This is a genomic window from Nocardioides sp. NBC_00163, from assembly GCF_045206295.1.
In the GTDB taxonomy this organism is placed as follows: domain Bacteria; phylum Actinomycetota; class Actinomycetes; order Propionibacteriales; family Nocardioidaceae; genus Nocardioides.
In genome coordinates this window covers 857,338-873,632 of the sequence record NZ_CP108155.1, presented here as the reverse complement: position 1 = coordinate 873,632, position 16,295 = coordinate 857,338, and the positions used below count along the sequence as shown (strand labels likewise).

Sequence of the window (16,295 nt, the reverse complement as noted above, 5' to 3'; positions counted from 1 at the left end):
CGTCAGACCGGACGCTCTCCCTTCTTGGCCTTCTGGATCAGCTCGTAGACGTGCGCGCGCAGCTCCACGAAGCGCGGAGCGGAGCGGGTGGTCAGCTGATCGCGCTCGTCGGGGAGGTCGATGGCCACGTCCTCCAGGATCACCGTCGGCCGGTTGGAGAGTACGAGCACGCGCTGGCCGAGATAGACGGCCTCGTCGATGTCGTGGGTGACGAACAGGACCGTCACGCCGAGCCGCTTCCACAGCTCGCGGACGAGATCCTCCAGGTCGGCCCGGGTCTGGGCGTCGACGGCGGCGAACGGCTCGTCCATCAGCAGGACCGAGGGCTCGTACGCGATCGCGCGGGCGATCGCGACCCGCTGCTGCATGCCGCCGGAGAGCTGCCAGGGATGAGAGGAGGCCGAGTCGGTCAGCCCGACGGCCGAGAGCGCCTCGTCGACGAGCTCGGTCCGGCGCGCCCGCGGGATCTTCTTCTCCTTGAGCGGCAGCTCGACGTTCTGCCGGACGGTGAGCCAGGGGAACAGCGAGCGGCCGTACTCCTGGAAGACCACCGCCATCCCGGCCGGCGGCTCGGTGACCGGGGCGCCGTCGAGCTCGACGACCCCGGCGGTGGCCTCGAGCAGGCCGCTGATGCAGCGCAGCAGGGTGGTCTTGCCGGCGCCGGAGGGGCCGACGATGCAGACCAGCTCGCCCTGGCCGATCGAGAAGTCGAGCTGCTCGATGGCCTCCACGGAGGTGCCGCCGGTGGTGTAGGTCTTCTTCAGGCCACGTACGTCCAGCGCAGTTGACACGGGTTCTCCTCAGGTGCGGGGTCAGGCACCGCGGTCGGCCTGGCGCAGGCCGCGGTACCAGGCGAGCGAGTAGTGCTCGACGAGACGGAACAGGACCGAGAGCAGGAAGCCGAGCATCCCGAGGAGGATGATCCCGGTCCACATCTGGGGCACGGCGAAGCTGCGCTGGAACTGCACGATCGAGGCGCCGAGGCCGCGGTTGGCGCCGAAGAGCTCGCTGATCACCATCAGGATGACGCCGATCGACAGCGCCTGGCGCGCTCCCGCCGCGATCTGCGGCGAGGCCCCGCGCAGCACCACCTGCCTCAGCCGGGTCCAGGCGCTGAACCGGTAGCAGCGGGCGGTGTCGAGCATGACCTCGTCCAGGCCGCGTACGCCTTCGACGGTGTTGAGCAGGATTGGCCACAGGCAGCCGAGCGCGATCGTGACGATCTTGGACGCGTCGCCGGTGTAGCCGAGGAACAGCGCGATCACCGGCACCAGTACCGGCGGCGGCACCGCCCGGAAGAACTCCAGTGTCGGCTCGCAGAACGCGCGGACCGGGCGGTAGAGGCCGATGACGACCCCGAGGAGTACGCCGCCGGCCAGTGCGAGCAGATAGCCGATCGCGAGCCGCGCCAGACTGGGCAGCACGTCGCCGCGCCAGCGGTCCGCGGTCCAGGTCTCCCCGAAGACGCCGACGATCTTGGACAGCGGTGGCCAGAAGACGTTCGTGGATCCGGCCGAGGCGAACCACCACACCGCGACCAGCACGATCGGGAGGGCGAGGGCGTACGCAACCATCCTGAAAGTTCTCATCGGGCCTCCCTGCGGATCGAGACGTGCCAGCGGAGCGTGCGCCGTTCCAGGGCCCGGGCGACCAGGTTGACGGCGACGCCGATGATCCCGACGACGATGACCAGGGCGTACGTCTTCTCGACCGCGCCGGAGGACTGGGCGACGCCGATGGACTTGCCGAGGCCGGGCACGCCGATGATCAGCTCGGCGGTGATCTCCAGGATCAAGGCGACCGAGGCGGCCAGCCGGAAGCCGGTCATGACGTAGGGGAGCGCGGTGGGCCAGACGACCGTGCGGACGGTGGTCAGCCGCGAGAAGCGGTAGGAGCGGGCGGTGTCGTGTACGACCGGGTCCACGTCGGCGACCCCGTAGAGCACCTGCACGAGGATCTGCCAGAACGCGGCGTACACGACCAGGATCAGCGCTGAGGTCGGCCGGCTGCCGTAGAGGAGCACGACGAGGGGTATCAGGGCGACCGAGGGGATCGGGCGCAGGAACTCGATCGTGGAGGCGGTCAGGTCGCGCAGGAAGCCGACCGAGCCGATGACCACGCCGAGCGCGATGCCGGCGGCCATCGCGATGGCCAGGCCGATGGCCCAGCCCCGGAGGGTGGCGCCGAGGTCGGTCCAGAAGGCGGCCTCGCCGAGCTGGTCGAGGAGCTCGGCGAACATCGCGCTCGCCGGCGGAAGGTAGCTGTCGTTGACGACGCCGAGACGCGGCAGCGCCTCGGCCAGCCCGACGACGACGAGCAGGCCGAGTACGCCCAGGGCGGCGTCCCGTCCACGGCCGGCGACCGTCATGGAAGCAGGGCGTCCACGTCCGGGTCCTTGGCGAACAGACCGTCCGCCTTCGAGAGGTCCGCCAGCTTCTGGATCGACTCGGCGTCGATCTCGGAGGTCCACTGCGGCATGTTGAGCTCGGCGAGCACCTTGTCGTCGATGTCGGTGTAGGTCGGGAGGATCTCCTTGACCTCGTCCGGGTGCTGCTGGGCGTAGTCGAGCGACTCGTTCATGGCGGCGGTGAAGGCCTCGACTGTGTCGGCGTCGGACTCGGCATAGTTCGTCGAGGTGAAGTACTCCGCGACCGCGAGACCCGGGTCGGCGGCGACGAAGTTGGAGCCGAGGTCGGTCATGCCACCCTGGGTGCCGATGGTGAGGAACGGCTCGACGACCTGACCCGCGTCGACGTCGCCCTTCTCGATGGCCGGGCCGATCTCGGGGAAGGCCAGCTCGACGTACTCGATCTTGGTCGGGTCGCCGCCGTCCTGGCGGACGAGCTCGTTGGTGGTGGTCGTGTTGATGTTCTTGAGTGTGTTGACCGCGACCTTCTTGCCCTCCAGGTCCTTGGGGGAGGTGATGTCGCTGCCGGCCTTGACCAGGACGCCGGCCATGTCGGCCGCCGGGTCGTCGGTGGCGTTGACGCCGGAGGTGACGACCTTGACCGGGACGTCCTGGGTCTGGGCCAGGAGCAGGGAGGTCGTGTTGGAGAAGCCGAACTGGTACTGACCGCTGGCCACGGCGGGGATGATCGCGGCACCGCCCTGGGCGAGCTCGAGGTTGACGTCGAGGCCCTCCTCCTTGAAGAACCCCTTCTCCACCCCCAGATAGATGGGCGCGACATCGACGATCGGGATCACGCCGACCGTGATCTCGGTGGCGCCGCCTGCACCGTCATCGGCGGACTCGCCACCACCACAGGCGCTGAGCGCGAGCGGCAGGGCGAGAACGAGTGCGGCTGCCAGACCGCGACGCGCGGTGCGGGCGGGGGAGCGGTTCATCGGGACTCCTCGTGGGCTGTGGGGTAGCGACCGCGGCACAACCTAGTGGTGCCCGCGGGTGGAGGCCACGAAATCCGGAATTCAGTGCACGGAATGACGCATCTGCTGGTGACAGCGGCTGGAGCGGTGGTGTCCCTTGCGGAAGACGAGCGCCCCGACCCCGATCGCGGCGAAGACCCACCACGGCACGCCCATCACGACCAGCCCGATCGCGACGAGAAGGAAGCAGGCGACCAGCGGGAACGCCCGCGGGCGGCTGCGGCGCGGACGGCGGATCGCCTGCGGCGGCTGTGGCGCGCTCTTCGGCAGGTCGGTGAAGAGCATCTCCATGTCGGCACGGACCTTCGCGGACCAGACCGCGTCCAGGCGCTCGTAGTAGTCGTCGTCGGTGAGCCGGCCTGTCGAGTAGTGCTCGGCGAGCCTCGCCGACGCCTCCTCCCGATCGGCCTCGCTCACCCGCAGGTTGTCGAGGTTGCTCATGTCATCTCCCTTGTGAAGGCTGCATCGACTGTCGGCGAAGTGTCCCGATATATCGCGAGGGTACGCCTGAAGAGATGCCGTCGCAAGGGACTTTGGTCGGGTCGGGAGTGGCCCTGGGGCTAGGTGAGCAGCAGCACGACCAGCAGGATCGCCGGCACCGTGGCCAGCGTGCTGACGAAGATGACGTCGCGGGCCAGCAGGGTGGCGCGGTTGTAACGCTGCGCGACGACGAACACGTTCTGGGCCGTCGGCAGCGCGGAGAGCACGGTCACGGCCAGCAGCGCGTCGGCGTCGAGGCCGAGCACGAACCGTCCGATGACGTACGCCGCCACCGGCTGCACGATCTGCTTGGTCGCGACCACGGCGGCCAGGTCGAGCGCCGGGACGCCGCGCCCGGGCAGCGGGCCGAGCCGCAGCGCGACGCCGTAGGCGATCAGCATCGAGGGGACCGCCATCCCGGCGACCAGCTCCAGCGGGTCCGAGACCGCTGTGGGCAGGTCGAGATCGGTGACGGAGAGCCCCACCCCGATCAAGGAGGCGACGGTGATCGGGTTGGTCAGCGGGCGGCGGATCACGTCCCAGAACGACAGCTTCGTCGTGCTCGCGTCGGCGTCGAGCAGGACCAGCGCCAGCGGCTGGAGCACCAGCATCTGCAGCAGCAAGGTCGGCGCGACCAGGACCGGGTCGCCCAGGACGTACGCCGCGATCGGCAGGCCGAGGTTGCCGGCGTTCGCGTAGGAGCCGCACAGGACCGCGACCACCGTGTCGCCCAGGCCGCGGCGGCGCAGCGTCTCGACGGTGGCCACGAGCGTCGCGGCGACGAGCACGCCGCCGGCGACCGCGACCAGGTTGCCGGAGAGCACGAAGCCGAGGTCGCTGTCGTCCATGACCGTGATGAGCAGCGCCGGGCTGGCGACGTAGAACGCGACCGTCGAGAGCGTCCGCTGGCCGCGCTCGTCGAGGATCCGGAGCTGGGCGAGCAGGGCGCCGAGGGCGATGAGGACGGTGATCGTGGCGAAGCCGGTGAAGACTCCCGCCACGTCTACTGCTCGCGCCGCAGGTCGAGGAGCCCGCGGGCGGCGTGCTCGGTGACGATGCGCTCGGACTCAGCGGCGTCGCGGGCGCGCAGGGCGATCACGAGGGCGCGGTGCTCGGCGTAGCGGTCGGCACCGAACTCGTCGCCGGCGAGCAGGTGTGCCCGGGAGATCTCTCGCTGCCGTGACCGGCTCAGCGAGCGCGACTGCTCGAGGAGGCGTACGAGAACCGGGTTGTGGGCCGCGGTGTTGACCTGCTGGTTGAAGCTGCCGAGGACGTCGAGGAAGCGGTCGGCGTGCTTCTCGACCGGCTTGCCGTCGCGATGGCGTGCCCGGATCAGGATCACCAGGTCGTCGGCCTCGTCGAGCAGCCGGTCGAGCTCGTCGAGCTCGTCGTCGGTCGCATGCCGGGCGGCGAACCGGGCGGCCAGGCCGCGCAGCGCGACCTCCACCTCGGCCAGGTCGTGGCTGGCGTCCTCCTCGATCCGGGCCACCAGCGTCGTACGCGGGCCGACCCGCTCCACGAGGCCGTCGAGCTCGAGCCGCCGGATCGCCTCGCGGACCGGGGTCGGGCTGACGCCGAGGCGCTCGGCCATGCCTCGCTCGGTCACCTTGGCGCCGGGCTCGAGCTCACCGGAGCCGATCTGGCTGCGTAAGGCCTGATACACGCGCTCGGCCACCGTCGTGGTCTCCGGGGTGGTCTCGGGGGAGGAGATCGACATGGTCCTGATCCTAGGCCACTTTTCCAACAATGCCACCTCTTGACTATTTTGCTGTAGCAAAACTACTGTGAGCGCCGCCACAGCCGCAGGGTCCATGCCGGGACCATGCAGAGATCACGGAGGTCCGTCTCGTGAGCACCACCATCCCCACCGCACCACCACGGCAGCTCGGGCCCCGCCGGATCACCCTCCTCGTAGCGCTGGCGGTCTTCGCCCAGGAGTCGATGTGGAACTTCTACGACAGCCAGGTGCCGCCGCTGCTGCGCGACCACCTGGCCAGCGCCGCCCTCGTCGGCTTCATCATGGGCATGGACAACCTGCTCGGGATCTTCATCCAGCCGTGGATGGCCAACCGGTCCGACCGCACGCGCACCCGTTGGGGCCGGCGGATGCCCTACCTCGCCGTCGGGATGCCGCTCGCGGCGCTGCTGTTCGTGACCCTGCCGCACACCGCGGACTCGCTGCCGCTGCTGATCGTCGTCATCGTCGCGTTCGCGCTGGTCTCGAACTCGTTCAAGCCGATCGGCGAGGCACTGGTGCCCGACTTCATCGCCCCTGAGCGCCGCAGCCGGGCCAACGCCGCCGTCAAGATCGCCTCCAGCCTCACCGTCATCGTCGCGGCCCTGGTCAGCATCCTCCTGGTCGACGACCACCCGGCCCTCGCCTTCGCGCTGATCGCGCTGATCACCCTCGTCTCGGTCACCGTGCTGTGCCTCTCGATCCGCGACAGCTCCTCGCCCGGTTACCAGGCGGCGGTGGCCGAGGACGCCGCCGAGGAGTCGACCTCGGTCGGACAGGCCCGCATCCGCGACACCATCTGGGAGATCGTGCGCGACACCGACCGCAGCCGGCTGCTGCTGATCGTGGCGATCCTCGTCTTCGGCAGCGCCTGGGCCGGCTCACGCGCGCTGGTCACGCCCTACGGCATGGAGACCCTCGGGCTCTCGCGCGGCGACGCGGGCGGTCTCACCTTGCCGAGCGGGGTCGCGTTCCTGCTCGCGGCCTATCCGACCGCGCTGTTCGCCGAGCGCTTCGGCCGGCTGCGCACGATGATCGCCGGGATGGCGATCTTCGCGGCCGCCATGGTCCTCGGCACCCTGGTGCAGACCCCGACCGGCACCGTGGTGGCGTTCTGCATCGGCGCCGCCGGTGCCTCGGCCTTCCTGGTCAACGCCGTCGTCGTGCTGTGGAACCTGGCGCCGTCGGCGCGGGTGTTCGGGACGTACGCAGCGCTCTATGCGGTGGGATGGCAGAGCGGTGCCTTCCTCGGTCCGGCCCTGATCGGCGGGGCCGTCGACATCCTGGGCTGGCAGACGATGCTGCTCGACATCGCGGTCGTCGCGGCGATCGCGGTCGTGATCGTGGTGCGGATCGACCGCCTCCAGCGGCGCGGCGACCTCGAGCGGGCGGTGTGAGCGCGGTGGCCCGGATCCTGATCACCACCGACTACCTGCGGTCCGGCGACGAGGTAGACGACCTCCTCCGCGCCCAGGGGCACGAGACCCGCTACCGGTCCGGAGATCTGGTCGCTGACCTCGCCGGGGTGGAGGGTGCCCTGGTCGGTCACGACCCGCTCACCGCCGAGGTCCTCGCGTCCGCGGACCGTCTGCGGGCGGTCGTACGCACCGGGGTCGGCTACGACGCGATCGACGTCGAGGCGGCCGCACGTGCCGGGATCACGGTCAGCAACCTGCCCGGGATCAACGCCAACGCGGTCGCCGAGTACACCATGGGACTGCTCCTCGCCTCCGCCCGCCGCCTGGTCGAGAGTGCGACCGGTGTCGCGGCCGGCGGTTGGCCACGCGAGGACGGCCGGGAGCTGCGCGGCTCCACCCTGGGCCTGATCGGCTACGGCGCCGCCGCCCGTGCGGTCGTGCCGCTGGCCCGGGCGTTCGGGATGAGGGTGCTGTGCACCACCGCCGTCGCCGAGGCCGAGCGGACCGACCCGGAGGTCCGGTTCGTCGAGCTGCCCGAGCTGCTGGCGGATGCCGACTACGTCTCGGTCCACACCGCGCTCACCCCGCGGACGAGGGGGATGCTCGATGCCGGAACCTTCGCGCTGATGAAGCCGGGGGCGGTGCTGGTGAACACCGCCCGCGGGGCGATCGTCGACGAGGACGCGCTCGCGGCCGCCGTACACGAGGGCCGGATCGCCGGGGCCGCGCTCGACGTGGTCGCCGAGGAGCCGCTGCCGGCCGCGAGCCCGCTGCGCGGGGTGCCCGGGATCGTCGTCCACTCCCACCTGGCCGGGCAGACCGCCCAGGCCCGCCGGGCCGCCGGCCTCGAGGGAGCCCGTGAGCTCCTCGACGCGCTCGCGGGCTGCCCGAAACATGCTGTCAACGCCCACCTGATCGAGGAGAGAAACAACAGATGACCAGCGACAACGCTGACTCCGTCAGCATCTTGGTGCCCAGCGGGATGCTCGGCGCCGGGTTCCCGGAGGAGACGATCACCCGTGGGATCGCGCTGGGGGCGGACGTGATCGCCGTCGACGGCGGCTCCACCGACTCCGGTCCCTACTACCTGGGTGCCTCGAAGCCGAAGACCACCGCCGCCGCGGTCGCCCGCGACCTGCGGCTCCTGCTCCGGGCAGCGGCCGGGGCCGGGATCCCGCTCATCGTCGGCTCATGCGGCACCAGCGGCACCGACGACGGCGTCGACTGGGTCGCCGGGATCGTCGCCGGCCTGCTCGCCGAGGAGGGCCTGTCGATGAAGGTCGCCCGGATCTACAGCGAGCAGCGCGCCGCCGACCTGAAGGAGCCGCTCGAGGCCGGCCGGATCCACCCGTTGCCGCCGCTGGGCGACCTCGACGGCGCGACCCTCGAGGACTGCACCCACATAGTCGCCATGATGGGCCACGAGCCGATCGCCGAGGCGCTCTCGGCCGGGGCTCAGGTGGTCCTGGCCGGGCGGGCGACCGACACGGCCAACGCCGCTGCGTACGCCTTGCTGAAGGGGATGCCCGCCGGGCCGACCTGGCACGCGGCCAAGATCGTCGAGTGCGGTGGCCAGTGCACAACCAATCCGCGGATGGGCGGGGTCTTCGCGACCATCGACCGAACCGGGTTCACCATCGAGCCGCTCGACGAGAGCGCCGCGTGCACGCCGATCTCGGTGGCCGCCCACATGCTGTACGAGACGGCGAATCCGTTCGAGATGCGGGAGCCGGACGGCACGCTGGACGTGCGCGATGCCGTCTACACCGCGCTCGACGAGCGCCGGGTGCGCGTCGAGGGGTCGCGGTTCCATCACGCCGAGCAGCACACGATCAAGCTCGAGGGCGCCCGGATCACCGGCTACGAGACCATGTCGTTCTCCGCGATCAGGGACCCGCTGATCCTGAAGGACATCGAGGGCTGGGCCTCGCTGATGCATGTCGTGTTCACCCAGCGGGTCGAGCAGACTCTCGGCCTGACCAGGGACGACTACGACTACGACCTGCGTCTCTACGGCTACAACGCGGTCCTCGGCGACCTCGATCCGTCCACCGAGCCGCCGCGCGAGGTCGGGGTGATGCTGCTCGTCCGGGCCGCCGACCAGGCCCTGGCCACCGCGGTCGCCAAGGTCGCCAACCCGCTGATGCTGCACCTGCCGGCCCAGGACATGGACTACCTGCCCAGCCTGGCGTTCCCCGGTTCGCCGGCGGAGGTCGAGCGGGGTGCGGCGTACGAGTTCGTGCTCAACCACGCCGTCGACAGCCTCACCCCGACCGCGATGTTCCGCACCGAGTTCAGCACCGAGATGGGAGAGAAGCACGATGTCTGAGACCACCCTGGGGGACCTCGCGATCGAGGTCCGCTCCAAGAACGCCGGGCCGTTCTGGATCACGATGGAGCTGTTCATGCGCGACGCCGAGGGCTACCGGATCGCGGCCGACGAGACCTTCCTTGACGAGGACGTCGTCGCCGGTCTCTACCGGGTCGATCCCGGGTCGGTCCAGATCTTCCGGATCCCGTCGCTCAACGTCGTCAAGATCTCCTACCCGCGCCCGGTCTCGCAGGGCTCGCTGCGCGACCGCGACACCCACGCAGGCCAGCACCACGTACCGCTCGCGCAGCTGGTGGTGCCCAGCTAGAGATCGACGCTAGAGGTCGAGGTGGTCGCAGATCGCCTGCGCCCAGCGCTCATAGCCCGCCGGCGAGGCGTGGAAGCCGTCGGCGGCGAAGAAGGACGGCTCCGCGGGACCGAGGTCGGCGGAGCTGACCCACTGCACCGACGTACGTCCGGCGCAGACCAGCCGCGCTGCCACGTCGAGCGCCTTCCCGTGCTCGGCGAGGTAGCGCCGCAGGGTTCGGGGGAGTGAGGGGAACGCGCCGAACTCCGGGAGCCCCGGGAGCACCGTGTGCGCGGCGTGCTCCTGAAGGGTCTCGACGATCGCGGTCAGATCGCGCGTCCAGGCCTCGACCGAGCGGCGCGCGAGGATGTCGTTGACGCCCACCAGGAGCACGGCGAGGTCCCACTCACCGGTGACCTTGGTGAGGATGCCGTGCCGGATCCGTTCGCTGGTCGCGCCGTACTTCCCAAGCGCCCGCCACTCGACCGGACGCTCGGTCCGCTTCGCGATCGCGCGCGCCATCGACCCGGCGAAGGCAAGGTCGTGGGTGGGTGCGCCACGCCCCGACGCGGACGAGTCGCCGATCACCAGCAGCCGCAGCGGGCTGGCTGCTTCCTCGGCCTCCGGCGCCGGCACGAAACCCTTCGTCGGACCCTCCGGACGGGGCTCTTTTCCGATGGTCCGGTTGACGTACGCGGCCTGTGCGGCGACCAGTGGGAGCAGCAGTGGATTCATCATCTCTCCCCGAACGGTTCTGTCGTGACGTACGTGCTCTTCCGTCGTTCTACAGCGCGTGCTGCGGTGGGTCTCCGACGTTGGCTGAACGGCGGGCGAATGTCCCCGGAAGGTTTGACACAGGCACTCCTCATGCCGGTCACCGTTGGGGTACAAGACAAGGGAATCAAAGACACGTGACCCGACTCACCGCGTGCCAGCCCTAGCATCACGCCCAGTTGTGAGCGCTCGACCAAAACCCTCCCCTCACTCGAAGGAATGCGAAGCCATGTCCGACTTCATCAGCGGCATCTTCAACCGTCACAAGACCGAGCAGCCGAAGGCAGGGGAGGGAGAGTCGATCGACGCCTCCGCCCCCGGCTACGGCGAGAGCCTGGCCACCACCGAGGCCAGCGCGTACGTCACCGAGCCCCCTGCGCCGCCGGTCGCCGAGCCGGTTGTCGTGCCGGCTGTCGAGCCGGTTGCCGAGACCGTCATCGAGCCCCTCGCCGAGGCCCCCTCGGTCGACCCGCTCTCCGACCCCGAGCACGTCGTCACCGCCACCGAGGAGACCCCGGCCGCCGAGGTGGCCGAGCTCGCCGTCGAGACTGTTGAGATCGGTGGCGAGGTGAGCAGCGACGCCGTGGGTGAGGTCGCCGAGACCGAGCCCGTCGAGGCTGTCGACGAGGTTCCGGCCGAGGCGGTCGAGACCGAGGGCACGTACGAGGCGCCGCTCGAGGGCGTCGACGCCGAAGCCCCCCTCGCCGAGACCACCGAGGAGGTCGAGGAGACCGCTGTCGAGGAGCCGACTGCCGAGGAGGCGCCGGTCGACGAGGCGCCGGTCGAGGCCGAGGCCGAGGTGACGGACCTCGCGGACGAGGTCGTCACCGAGGACGTCGCTGAGGTCACCGAGACCGACGGGGTCGAGGTCGACGCCGAGGACACCTTCGTGCCCGCCGACGCGATCGAGTCCGAAGAGGCCGAGGAGAGCGTCGTCGAGCCGGAGGGTGAGGCGCTCGCCGAGGAGGTCGCTGTCGAGGAGCCGACCGAGGTCGAGGATGTCGTGGAGACCGCGGACGAGGGTGAGGCGTCCGAGGCCGAGGTCGTCGAGTCCTTCGAGCCGGCCGACGCGACCGAATCGGTCGAGCTCGAGGCCGGGGTGACCGAGGAGACCGAGGAGACCGAGGAGACCGTCGGTGAGGCGGAGGACGAGCTGACCGAGTCGGTGGAGGTCGACGACGAGCCGGCCGACGCGGTTGTCGACGAGGCTGCTGACGTGACCGAGTCGGTCGAGGGCGACGCGGAGATCGTCGACGTCGCCGAGGACGAGGCGCCGGCCGAGGAGATCGCTGTCGACGAGGTCGCTGCCGAGGAGGAGCCGGTGGAGGTCGAGGCCGAGGACACCGACGTGACTGCCGAGGCTGCGGAGGAGGGCGTTGACGAGCCTGCCGAGGTGACCGAGGAGGTCGAGGCGGCCGTCGAGCCGACCGACGTCGTCGAGGAGGCATCCGAGGAGACCGAGGTCGAGGCCGAGGACACTGAGGCGGTCGTCGACGAGGCGCTGACGGAGGACGCCACCGAGGCGCCCGCCGATGACGTCACCGACACCGTGACCGAGGAGGCCGAGTCGGTCGAGGAGATCGTGTCCGAGACCCCGGCCCCCGGCTTCGCGCCGGAGCCGGTCGTCGAGCCGGAGCCGACCGCCGACTCGACCCTGACCGGTGTCCTTCGCGCCGCCCGTGCCGCCCGCGAGGAGCGCGGGACCTCGACGGTGAGCGAGGGTCTCGTCGAGCGCCTGGTCCACCACATCGTGGCCAAGGTCGAGGGCGTACACGCCATCGACGACGAAGGCACCGTGGTCGACATCGCCGACGACGTCGCCAACATCACCGTGTCCTACGTGATCGAGTACGGCACCCCGGTCAAGGCCAACGCCGTCACCATCCGCACCCAGGTCATCGAGGCCGTCGAGGACTACTTCGACATCGACGTCGAGGCCGTCGACGTCAACGTGAGCGACTTCCACATCGCCTGATCCTTCGCCTTATGGCATGAGAGAATGACCGAAGGCCTCGGAGCGCACCGCGCTCCGAGGCTTTCGTGTATGACGACCCTCCACGCCCACCTCGACCTTCCTCGCCCCCTCATCGCCCGTCTCGCACGGGCCGAGGACCATCTCGCCCTCCGCCACCTCTGGCTGCTCTTTCGTCACGACATGTCGCGCTTCAGTTCCGCCCTTCCCTTCGCCGACGGCACCTTTCGCTCCGAGTGGCTCGACGCGGCTCTTCGCTCCGACCCAGGTTGGTGCGCCTGGATCCTCACCGCCGGGGCTCATCCCATCGGGTTCGCTCTCGTTCGGAACACCGACCAGCGTGTACGCATCTTGAACAGCTTCTTTGTCGTTGCCGGTGCTCGTGGGGGTGGGGTTGGGCTCGAATTTGCTCGGGCTGTTGTCTCTGAATCTCCGGGGGAGTGGGCTGTTGCCTATCAGGAGCAGAATCGTGCGGCTGCTGGGTTTTGGTCGCGGGTCGCCGAGGGTTCTGATCGGTCGTGGTCTGAGACTGTGGGGGCTGGTGGAGTGGTCGACACTTGGATCTCGTTCTCTGCCCGCTGGTCGAGCCGCCGGAGCCGCTAGGCGGAGGCGTGTCGAGACCAACACGGTTCTCTTCTTCGGGAAATCTCGCTTATGGACTGTTCTTCGTTTCAGGGTTCGCCGCCGACCCGGTTTTTGAGTGTTTCTCGATCGTGCGCCGCGTCAAGGACGGGCTCCGCCCGCCGGCTTCGCCGGCCGCTTCGCGGTCCTTGACCCGGCACCCGATCGAGAAAGATTTCGCCTATATCGGGGCGGCGGCGAGAGAGTGGCGCGGAGTTCACGTGTCTTGTTCGCTGACCGCGTAACGTGGGTCTGACCTGCTTAAATAGGTCGCTTCGTAGTGCTCTGTCGCATATAATAATGCCTATGTACGAGACCATCGAACACCTCCTTGCAGGGCCGCCTCCGGGTGCGTCCGAGGCTGAGCTGGTCGACTGGATCTCGCGTCTCGAAGCGATGAAGTGCACCGCTGAGGCGGTGCAGGCAGAAGCGGCGGTACGTCTCGACGAAGCCGTCCGCGCACGTCAGGCCGAGGCTGGGGTTCCTGCCCGGAGGCTGGGCGAGGGCGTGGCCTCGCAGATCGCGCTGGCGCGGCGGGTCTCGCCCGAGAAGGGCGCCAAGCTGTTGGGGCTGGCGAAGATCCTAATCAACGAGATGCCGCACACCTTCGCCCTGATGAGAGCCGGTCGGTTCTCCCAATGGCAAGCAACGATCCTCGCCCGGGAGACCGCGTGTCTCTCGGTGGACGATCGTCGGGTCATCGACTACGAGCTCTGTGCCACCGATCCGGGCGGTGAGCCGGCTCGAGCGATCTCGATGGGACTGCGACAGCTCGAGAACGCCGCCAAGAAACTGGCGATCACCCTGGACCAGGAATCCGTCGTCGCCCGTGCCGCGAACGCAGCGAAGGACCGCCGCGTCAGCCTCCGGCCGGCACCGGACACGATGACCTGGCTCGGCGCGCTGCTGCCGGTCAAGGACGGCGTCGCCGTCTTCGCCGCACTCGATCAGGCAGCCAAGACCGCTGCGGCCGCCGGTGACGAGCGGACCCGGGGTCAGGTCATGGCCGACACCCTCGTCGACCGGATCACCGGCCGCAGCACCACCGGTGCGAAGCCTCGGATCGAGGTCAAGATCGTGATGACCGCCGACTCCCTCACCAACGACGCGGATCAGCCGGCCATGGTCGAGGGCTACGGACCCGTCCCCGCCGCCTGGGCCCGCGAAGCCCTCGCCGATGCCGAGGTCTTCGTCCGGCGGCTGTTCACCGACCCGACCGGTCAGTTGGTCGCGATGGAATCCCGCTCACGCAAGGCACCCGAGGGACTGGCCGAGTTCATCGCCACCCGTGATGGCGGGATCTGCAGGACCAACGGCTGCGATGCTCCGATCCGCAACATCGACCACGTCGAACGCCACGCAGACGGCGGCGAAACCAGAGCCGAGAACCTGCAGGGCCTGTGCGAACGATGCAACCAGGCCAAAGAAGCCCTCGGCTGGCAAGCCAGACCGGGACCCGACGGCAACATCATCACCACTACACCCACGGGCCACACCTACATCAGCCCGCCACCAGACACCTGGAAACCGGATCCACCGCCACTGTCGCCGGCAGAGTTCATGCTGCGCGACGTACTACTCGACCACACGCTCGCCGCCTGACCCATGTCGCGCTCAGGCGAGGGGGAGGAGGTCGCGTTCTGCGAACACCTTCTTGGCGGTGAAGGTGGCGTTCAGGGCGCGCGGGAAGCCGCAGTAGACAGCGGAGTGGAGGAATGCCTCGATGATCTGTTCGGGGGTCAGGCCTACGTTGAGGGCGGCGTTGATGTGGACCTCGAGCTGGGGCTCGCAGCCACCCAGGGCGGTCAGCATGCCGAGGGTGACGAGCTGTCGGTCCCGGGGCTCGAGGCCGGGGCGGGCGTAGATCTCGCCGAAGCCCCAGGCGACGACCTGGTGGCCGAGCTCGGGGGCGATGTCGGCGAGCGAGTCGATGACGCGAGCGCCGGCCTCGCCATCGATCGCGTCGAGGATCGCACGGCCGTGGTCGTGGCGAATGGTGCGGGAGATGGGGTCCTGGGCAGGGTTCTCGAAGGTCATGCCCCGCACGCTAGGAGTTGGAGCGCACTCGAAGTCAACGGATCGGCGCGGGCCTCAGGAGGCGTACGCGATCTGCTCCTGGATCTCGAAGCGGAGGCCGTCGGCGGCGGCGATGTATACGTCCTGGTCCACGAGGTTGCCGTGCATGCGCATCAGGCCGCGGGGACTGGAGTAGCTGTGATGGTCGGTGAGGCGCAGCGCGGGCTCGACGTCGAGCCCGCCGCAGGCATCGCCGATCTGGCGCAGGAACATCAGCGACTCGTAGCAGGATTCGCCCACTGCGTTGAGGGAGGGCGCGTACTCGCCGAAGCGGCGGTAGTAACGCTCGGCCAGGTCGGCCGACTCGGGGGTGGTGAGGCCGTCGAAGTAGGCGGCGGCCGCGAAGACGTTGGCATTGGCGCCGGCGCCGCCGGCGAGCAGGGTGTTCTCCTCTACCGCAGGGCTCAGGCGGGTCAGCGACGAGCTCAGCCCGGCGGCGGCGAACTGGCGGTTGAAGTGCACCGCGTCCTGCCCCATCAGCAGCATGATCACGCCGTCCTGCTGGCCGCCCTCGAGGCCACGCAGCACGCCGGCGAAGTCGCGGGTCCCCAGCGGGACGTACGTCTCGCTCACCACCTCCGAGGGCGACCCGCGCAGCGCGGCCCGGGCCGTGGACCCGGTGACGCGCGGGAAGACGTAGTCGTTGCCGACCACCGCCCAGCGGGAGACGCCGTGGTTGGCGCGCATCCAGGCGGTGGCGGGGAGCAGCTGGTTGACCGGGCGCTCGCCGATCATGAAGACGCCAGGAGTGTCGTCGCCGCCCTCGTGCATGGCGGCGAAGGCGTACAGCGCCCGGCCGCCGACGCGGGCGGTGATCGCCTGGCGTACGGCGGAGATGTGCCAGCCGGCGATCGCGTCGACCCGGCCGAGCTCGACGAGCCGAGCGACCTCGGCGGCGACCTCGTGGGGTGCGCGCCCGGCATCGATCGCGACCAGCTCGATCGGCTTCCCGGCGATCCCACCGCCGGCGTTGAGCTCCTCGGCGGCCAGCTCGCCGCAGGCCAGGCAGCCGGGACCGTAGATGCCGGTCGGGCCCTGCATCGGCACCACGAACGCGATCGAGACGGCACCCTGTGGACGGGGTGCGAGGCCCAGCAGGGCATGGGTCGCCGGGGTGAACGACGGCGGAGACATCGGCACCTGCTCCCAGACGAAGCGACGAGACGAACCAGACGGGATGACTCACCATTGAGCCGATGGATGGTTAGGGTACGGGA

At 69.7% G+C, this 16,295-nt stretch carries 17 protein-coding genes; 7 read left to right on the top strand and 10 right to left on the bottom strand.

Going from position 1 to position 16,295, the window contains the following annotated elements; all coding sequences use genetic code 11:
* Nucleotides 1-2 precede the first annotated feature (2 nt).
* From OG801_RS04240 to OG801_RS04210, 7 genes are all read right to left on the bottom strand, one after another.
* Nucleotides 3-791 (bottom strand): ABC transporter ATP-binding protein, encoded by a 789-nt coding sequence (locus OG801_RS04240; protein ID WP_406033889.1) that lies wholly within the window; start codon nt 789-791, stop codon nt 3-5.
* 21 nt (nt 792-812) lie between these two features.
* Nucleotides 813-1,589: an ABC transporter permease gene (locus OG801_RS04235; RefSeq protein WP_406033887.1), complete on the bottom strand. Its 777-nt coding sequence runs from the start codon at nt 1,587-1,589 to the stop codon at nt 813-815.
* A complete protein-coding gene (locus OG801_RS04230) occupies nt 1,586-2,368 on the bottom strand; it encodes an ABC transporter permease (RefSeq protein ID WP_406033885.1) in 783 nt (260 codons plus the stop codon). The genes OG801_RS04235 and OG801_RS04230 overlap by 4 nt, the downstream gene beginning before the upstream one ends.
* Complete coding sequence (locus OG801_RS04225) at nt 2,365-3,345, bottom strand: ABC transporter substrate-binding protein (protein WP_406033883.1); 981 nt, start codon at nt 3,343-3,345, stop codon at nt 2,365-2,367. Before OG801_RS04225 ends, OG801_RS04230 begins: the two co-directional genes overlap by 4 nt.
* A gap of 81 nt (nt 3,346-3,426) precedes the next feature.
* Entirely contained in the window at nt 3,427-3,825 is a 399-nt protein-coding gene (locus OG801_RS04220) for a DUF1707 domain-containing protein (protein WP_406033881.1), read from the bottom strand.
* Nucleotides 3,826-3,944: 119 nt separating this feature from the next.
* Nucleotides 3,945-4,865, bottom strand: a complete 921-nt coding sequence (locus tag OG801_RS04215) for an AEC family transporter (protein ID WP_406033879.1) — start codon at nt 4,863-4,865, stop codon at nt 3,945-3,947.
* 2 nt (nt 4,866-4,867) lie between these two features.
* Nucleotides 4,868-5,581 carry a GntR family transcriptional regulator gene (locus OG801_RS04210; RefSeq protein WP_355021198.1) on the bottom strand — a complete coding sequence of 238 codons (714 nt, stop codon included), beginning with the start codon at nt 5,579-5,581 and terminating at the stop codon, nt 4,868-4,870.
* A gap of 131 nt (nt 5,582-5,712) precedes the next feature.
* Between OG801_RS04210 and OG801_RS04205 the strand changes: the two genes are divergently transcribed.
* Genes OG801_RS04205 through OG801_RS04190 form a run of 4 tightly spaced genes read left to right on the top strand, consistent with a single transcriptional unit; the run spans nt 5,713 to nt 9,656 of the window.
* Complete coding sequence (locus OG801_RS04205) at nt 5,713-6,996, top strand: MFS transporter (protein WP_406033877.1); 1,284 nt, start codon at nt 5,713-5,715, stop codon at nt 6,994-6,996.
* Nucleotides 6,993-7,955 (top strand): phosphoglycerate dehydrogenase, encoded by a 963-nt coding sequence (locus tag OG801_RS04200; protein ID WP_406033875.1) that lies wholly within the window; start codon nt 6,993-6,995, stop codon nt 7,953-7,955. Before OG801_RS04205 ends, OG801_RS04200 begins: the two co-directional genes overlap by 4 nt.
* Nucleotides 7,952-9,346: an acyclic terpene utilization AtuA family protein gene (locus OG801_RS04195; protein ID WP_406033873.1), complete on the top strand. Its 1,395-nt coding sequence runs from the start codon at nt 7,952-7,954 to the stop codon at nt 9,344-9,346. Before OG801_RS04200 ends, OG801_RS04195 begins: the two co-directional genes overlap by 4 nt.
* The gene (locus OG801_RS04190) at nt 9,339-9,656 is read left to right on the top strand and encodes a DUF4387 domain-containing protein (protein WP_406033871.1); all 318 of its coding nucleotides are present in this window, start codon (nt 9,339-9,341) and stop codon (nt 9,654-9,656) included. Before OG801_RS04195 ends, OG801_RS04190 begins: the two co-directional genes overlap by 8 nt.
* A 9-nt stretch (nt 9,657-9,665) precedes the next feature.
* Here the strand turns inward: OG801_RS04190 and OG801_RS04185 are convergent, their stop codons facing one another.
* Nucleotides 9,666-10,370, bottom strand: coding sequence for an SGNH/GDSL hydrolase family protein (locus tag OG801_RS04185; protein ID WP_406033869.1), 705 nt, complete (start codon nt 10,368-10,370; stop codon nt 9,666-9,668).
* Between the two features lie 268 nt (nt 10,371-10,638).
* Between OG801_RS04185 and OG801_RS04180 the strand changes: the two genes are divergently transcribed.
* The 3 genes from OG801_RS04180 (at nt 10,639) to OG801_RS04170 (ending at nt 14,604) form a co-directional block, all read left to right on the top strand.
* Nucleotides 10,639-12,384, top strand: coding sequence for a hypothetical protein (locus OG801_RS04180; RefSeq protein WP_406033867.1), 1,746 nt, complete (start codon nt 10,639-10,641; stop codon nt 12,382-12,384).
* 24 nt (nt 12,385-12,408) lie between these two features.
* Nucleotides 12,409-12,984, top strand: coding sequence for a GNAT family N-acetyltransferase (locus OG801_RS04175; RefSeq protein ID WP_406033865.1), 576 nt, complete (start codon nt 12,409-12,411; stop codon nt 12,982-12,984).
* A 324-nt stretch (nt 12,985-13,308) separates the two neighbouring features.
* A complete protein-coding gene (locus OG801_RS04170; RefSeq protein ID WP_406033863.1) occupies nt 13,309-14,604 on the top strand; it encodes a DUF222 domain-containing protein in 1,296 nt (431 codons plus the stop codon).
* A 12-nt stretch (nt 14,605-14,616) separates the two neighbouring features.
* Here OG801_RS04170 and OG801_RS04165 read toward each other — a convergent pair whose 3' ends face one another.
* Together OG801_RS04165 and OG801_RS04160 are read right to left on the bottom strand one after the other, a co-directional pair.
* Nucleotides 14,617-15,039, bottom strand: a complete 423-nt coding sequence (locus OG801_RS04165; RefSeq protein ID WP_406033861.1) for a carboxymuconolactone decarboxylase family protein — start codon at nt 15,037-15,039, stop codon at nt 14,617-14,619.
* A 54-nt stretch (nt 15,040-15,093) separates the two neighbouring features.
* The gene (locus OG801_RS04160) at nt 15,094-16,212 is read right to left on the bottom strand and encodes a substrate-binding domain-containing protein (RefSeq protein WP_406033859.1); all 1,119 of its coding nucleotides are present in this window, start codon (nt 16,210-16,212) and stop codon (nt 15,094-15,096) included.
* Nucleotides 16,213-16,295 lie beyond the last annotated feature (83 nt).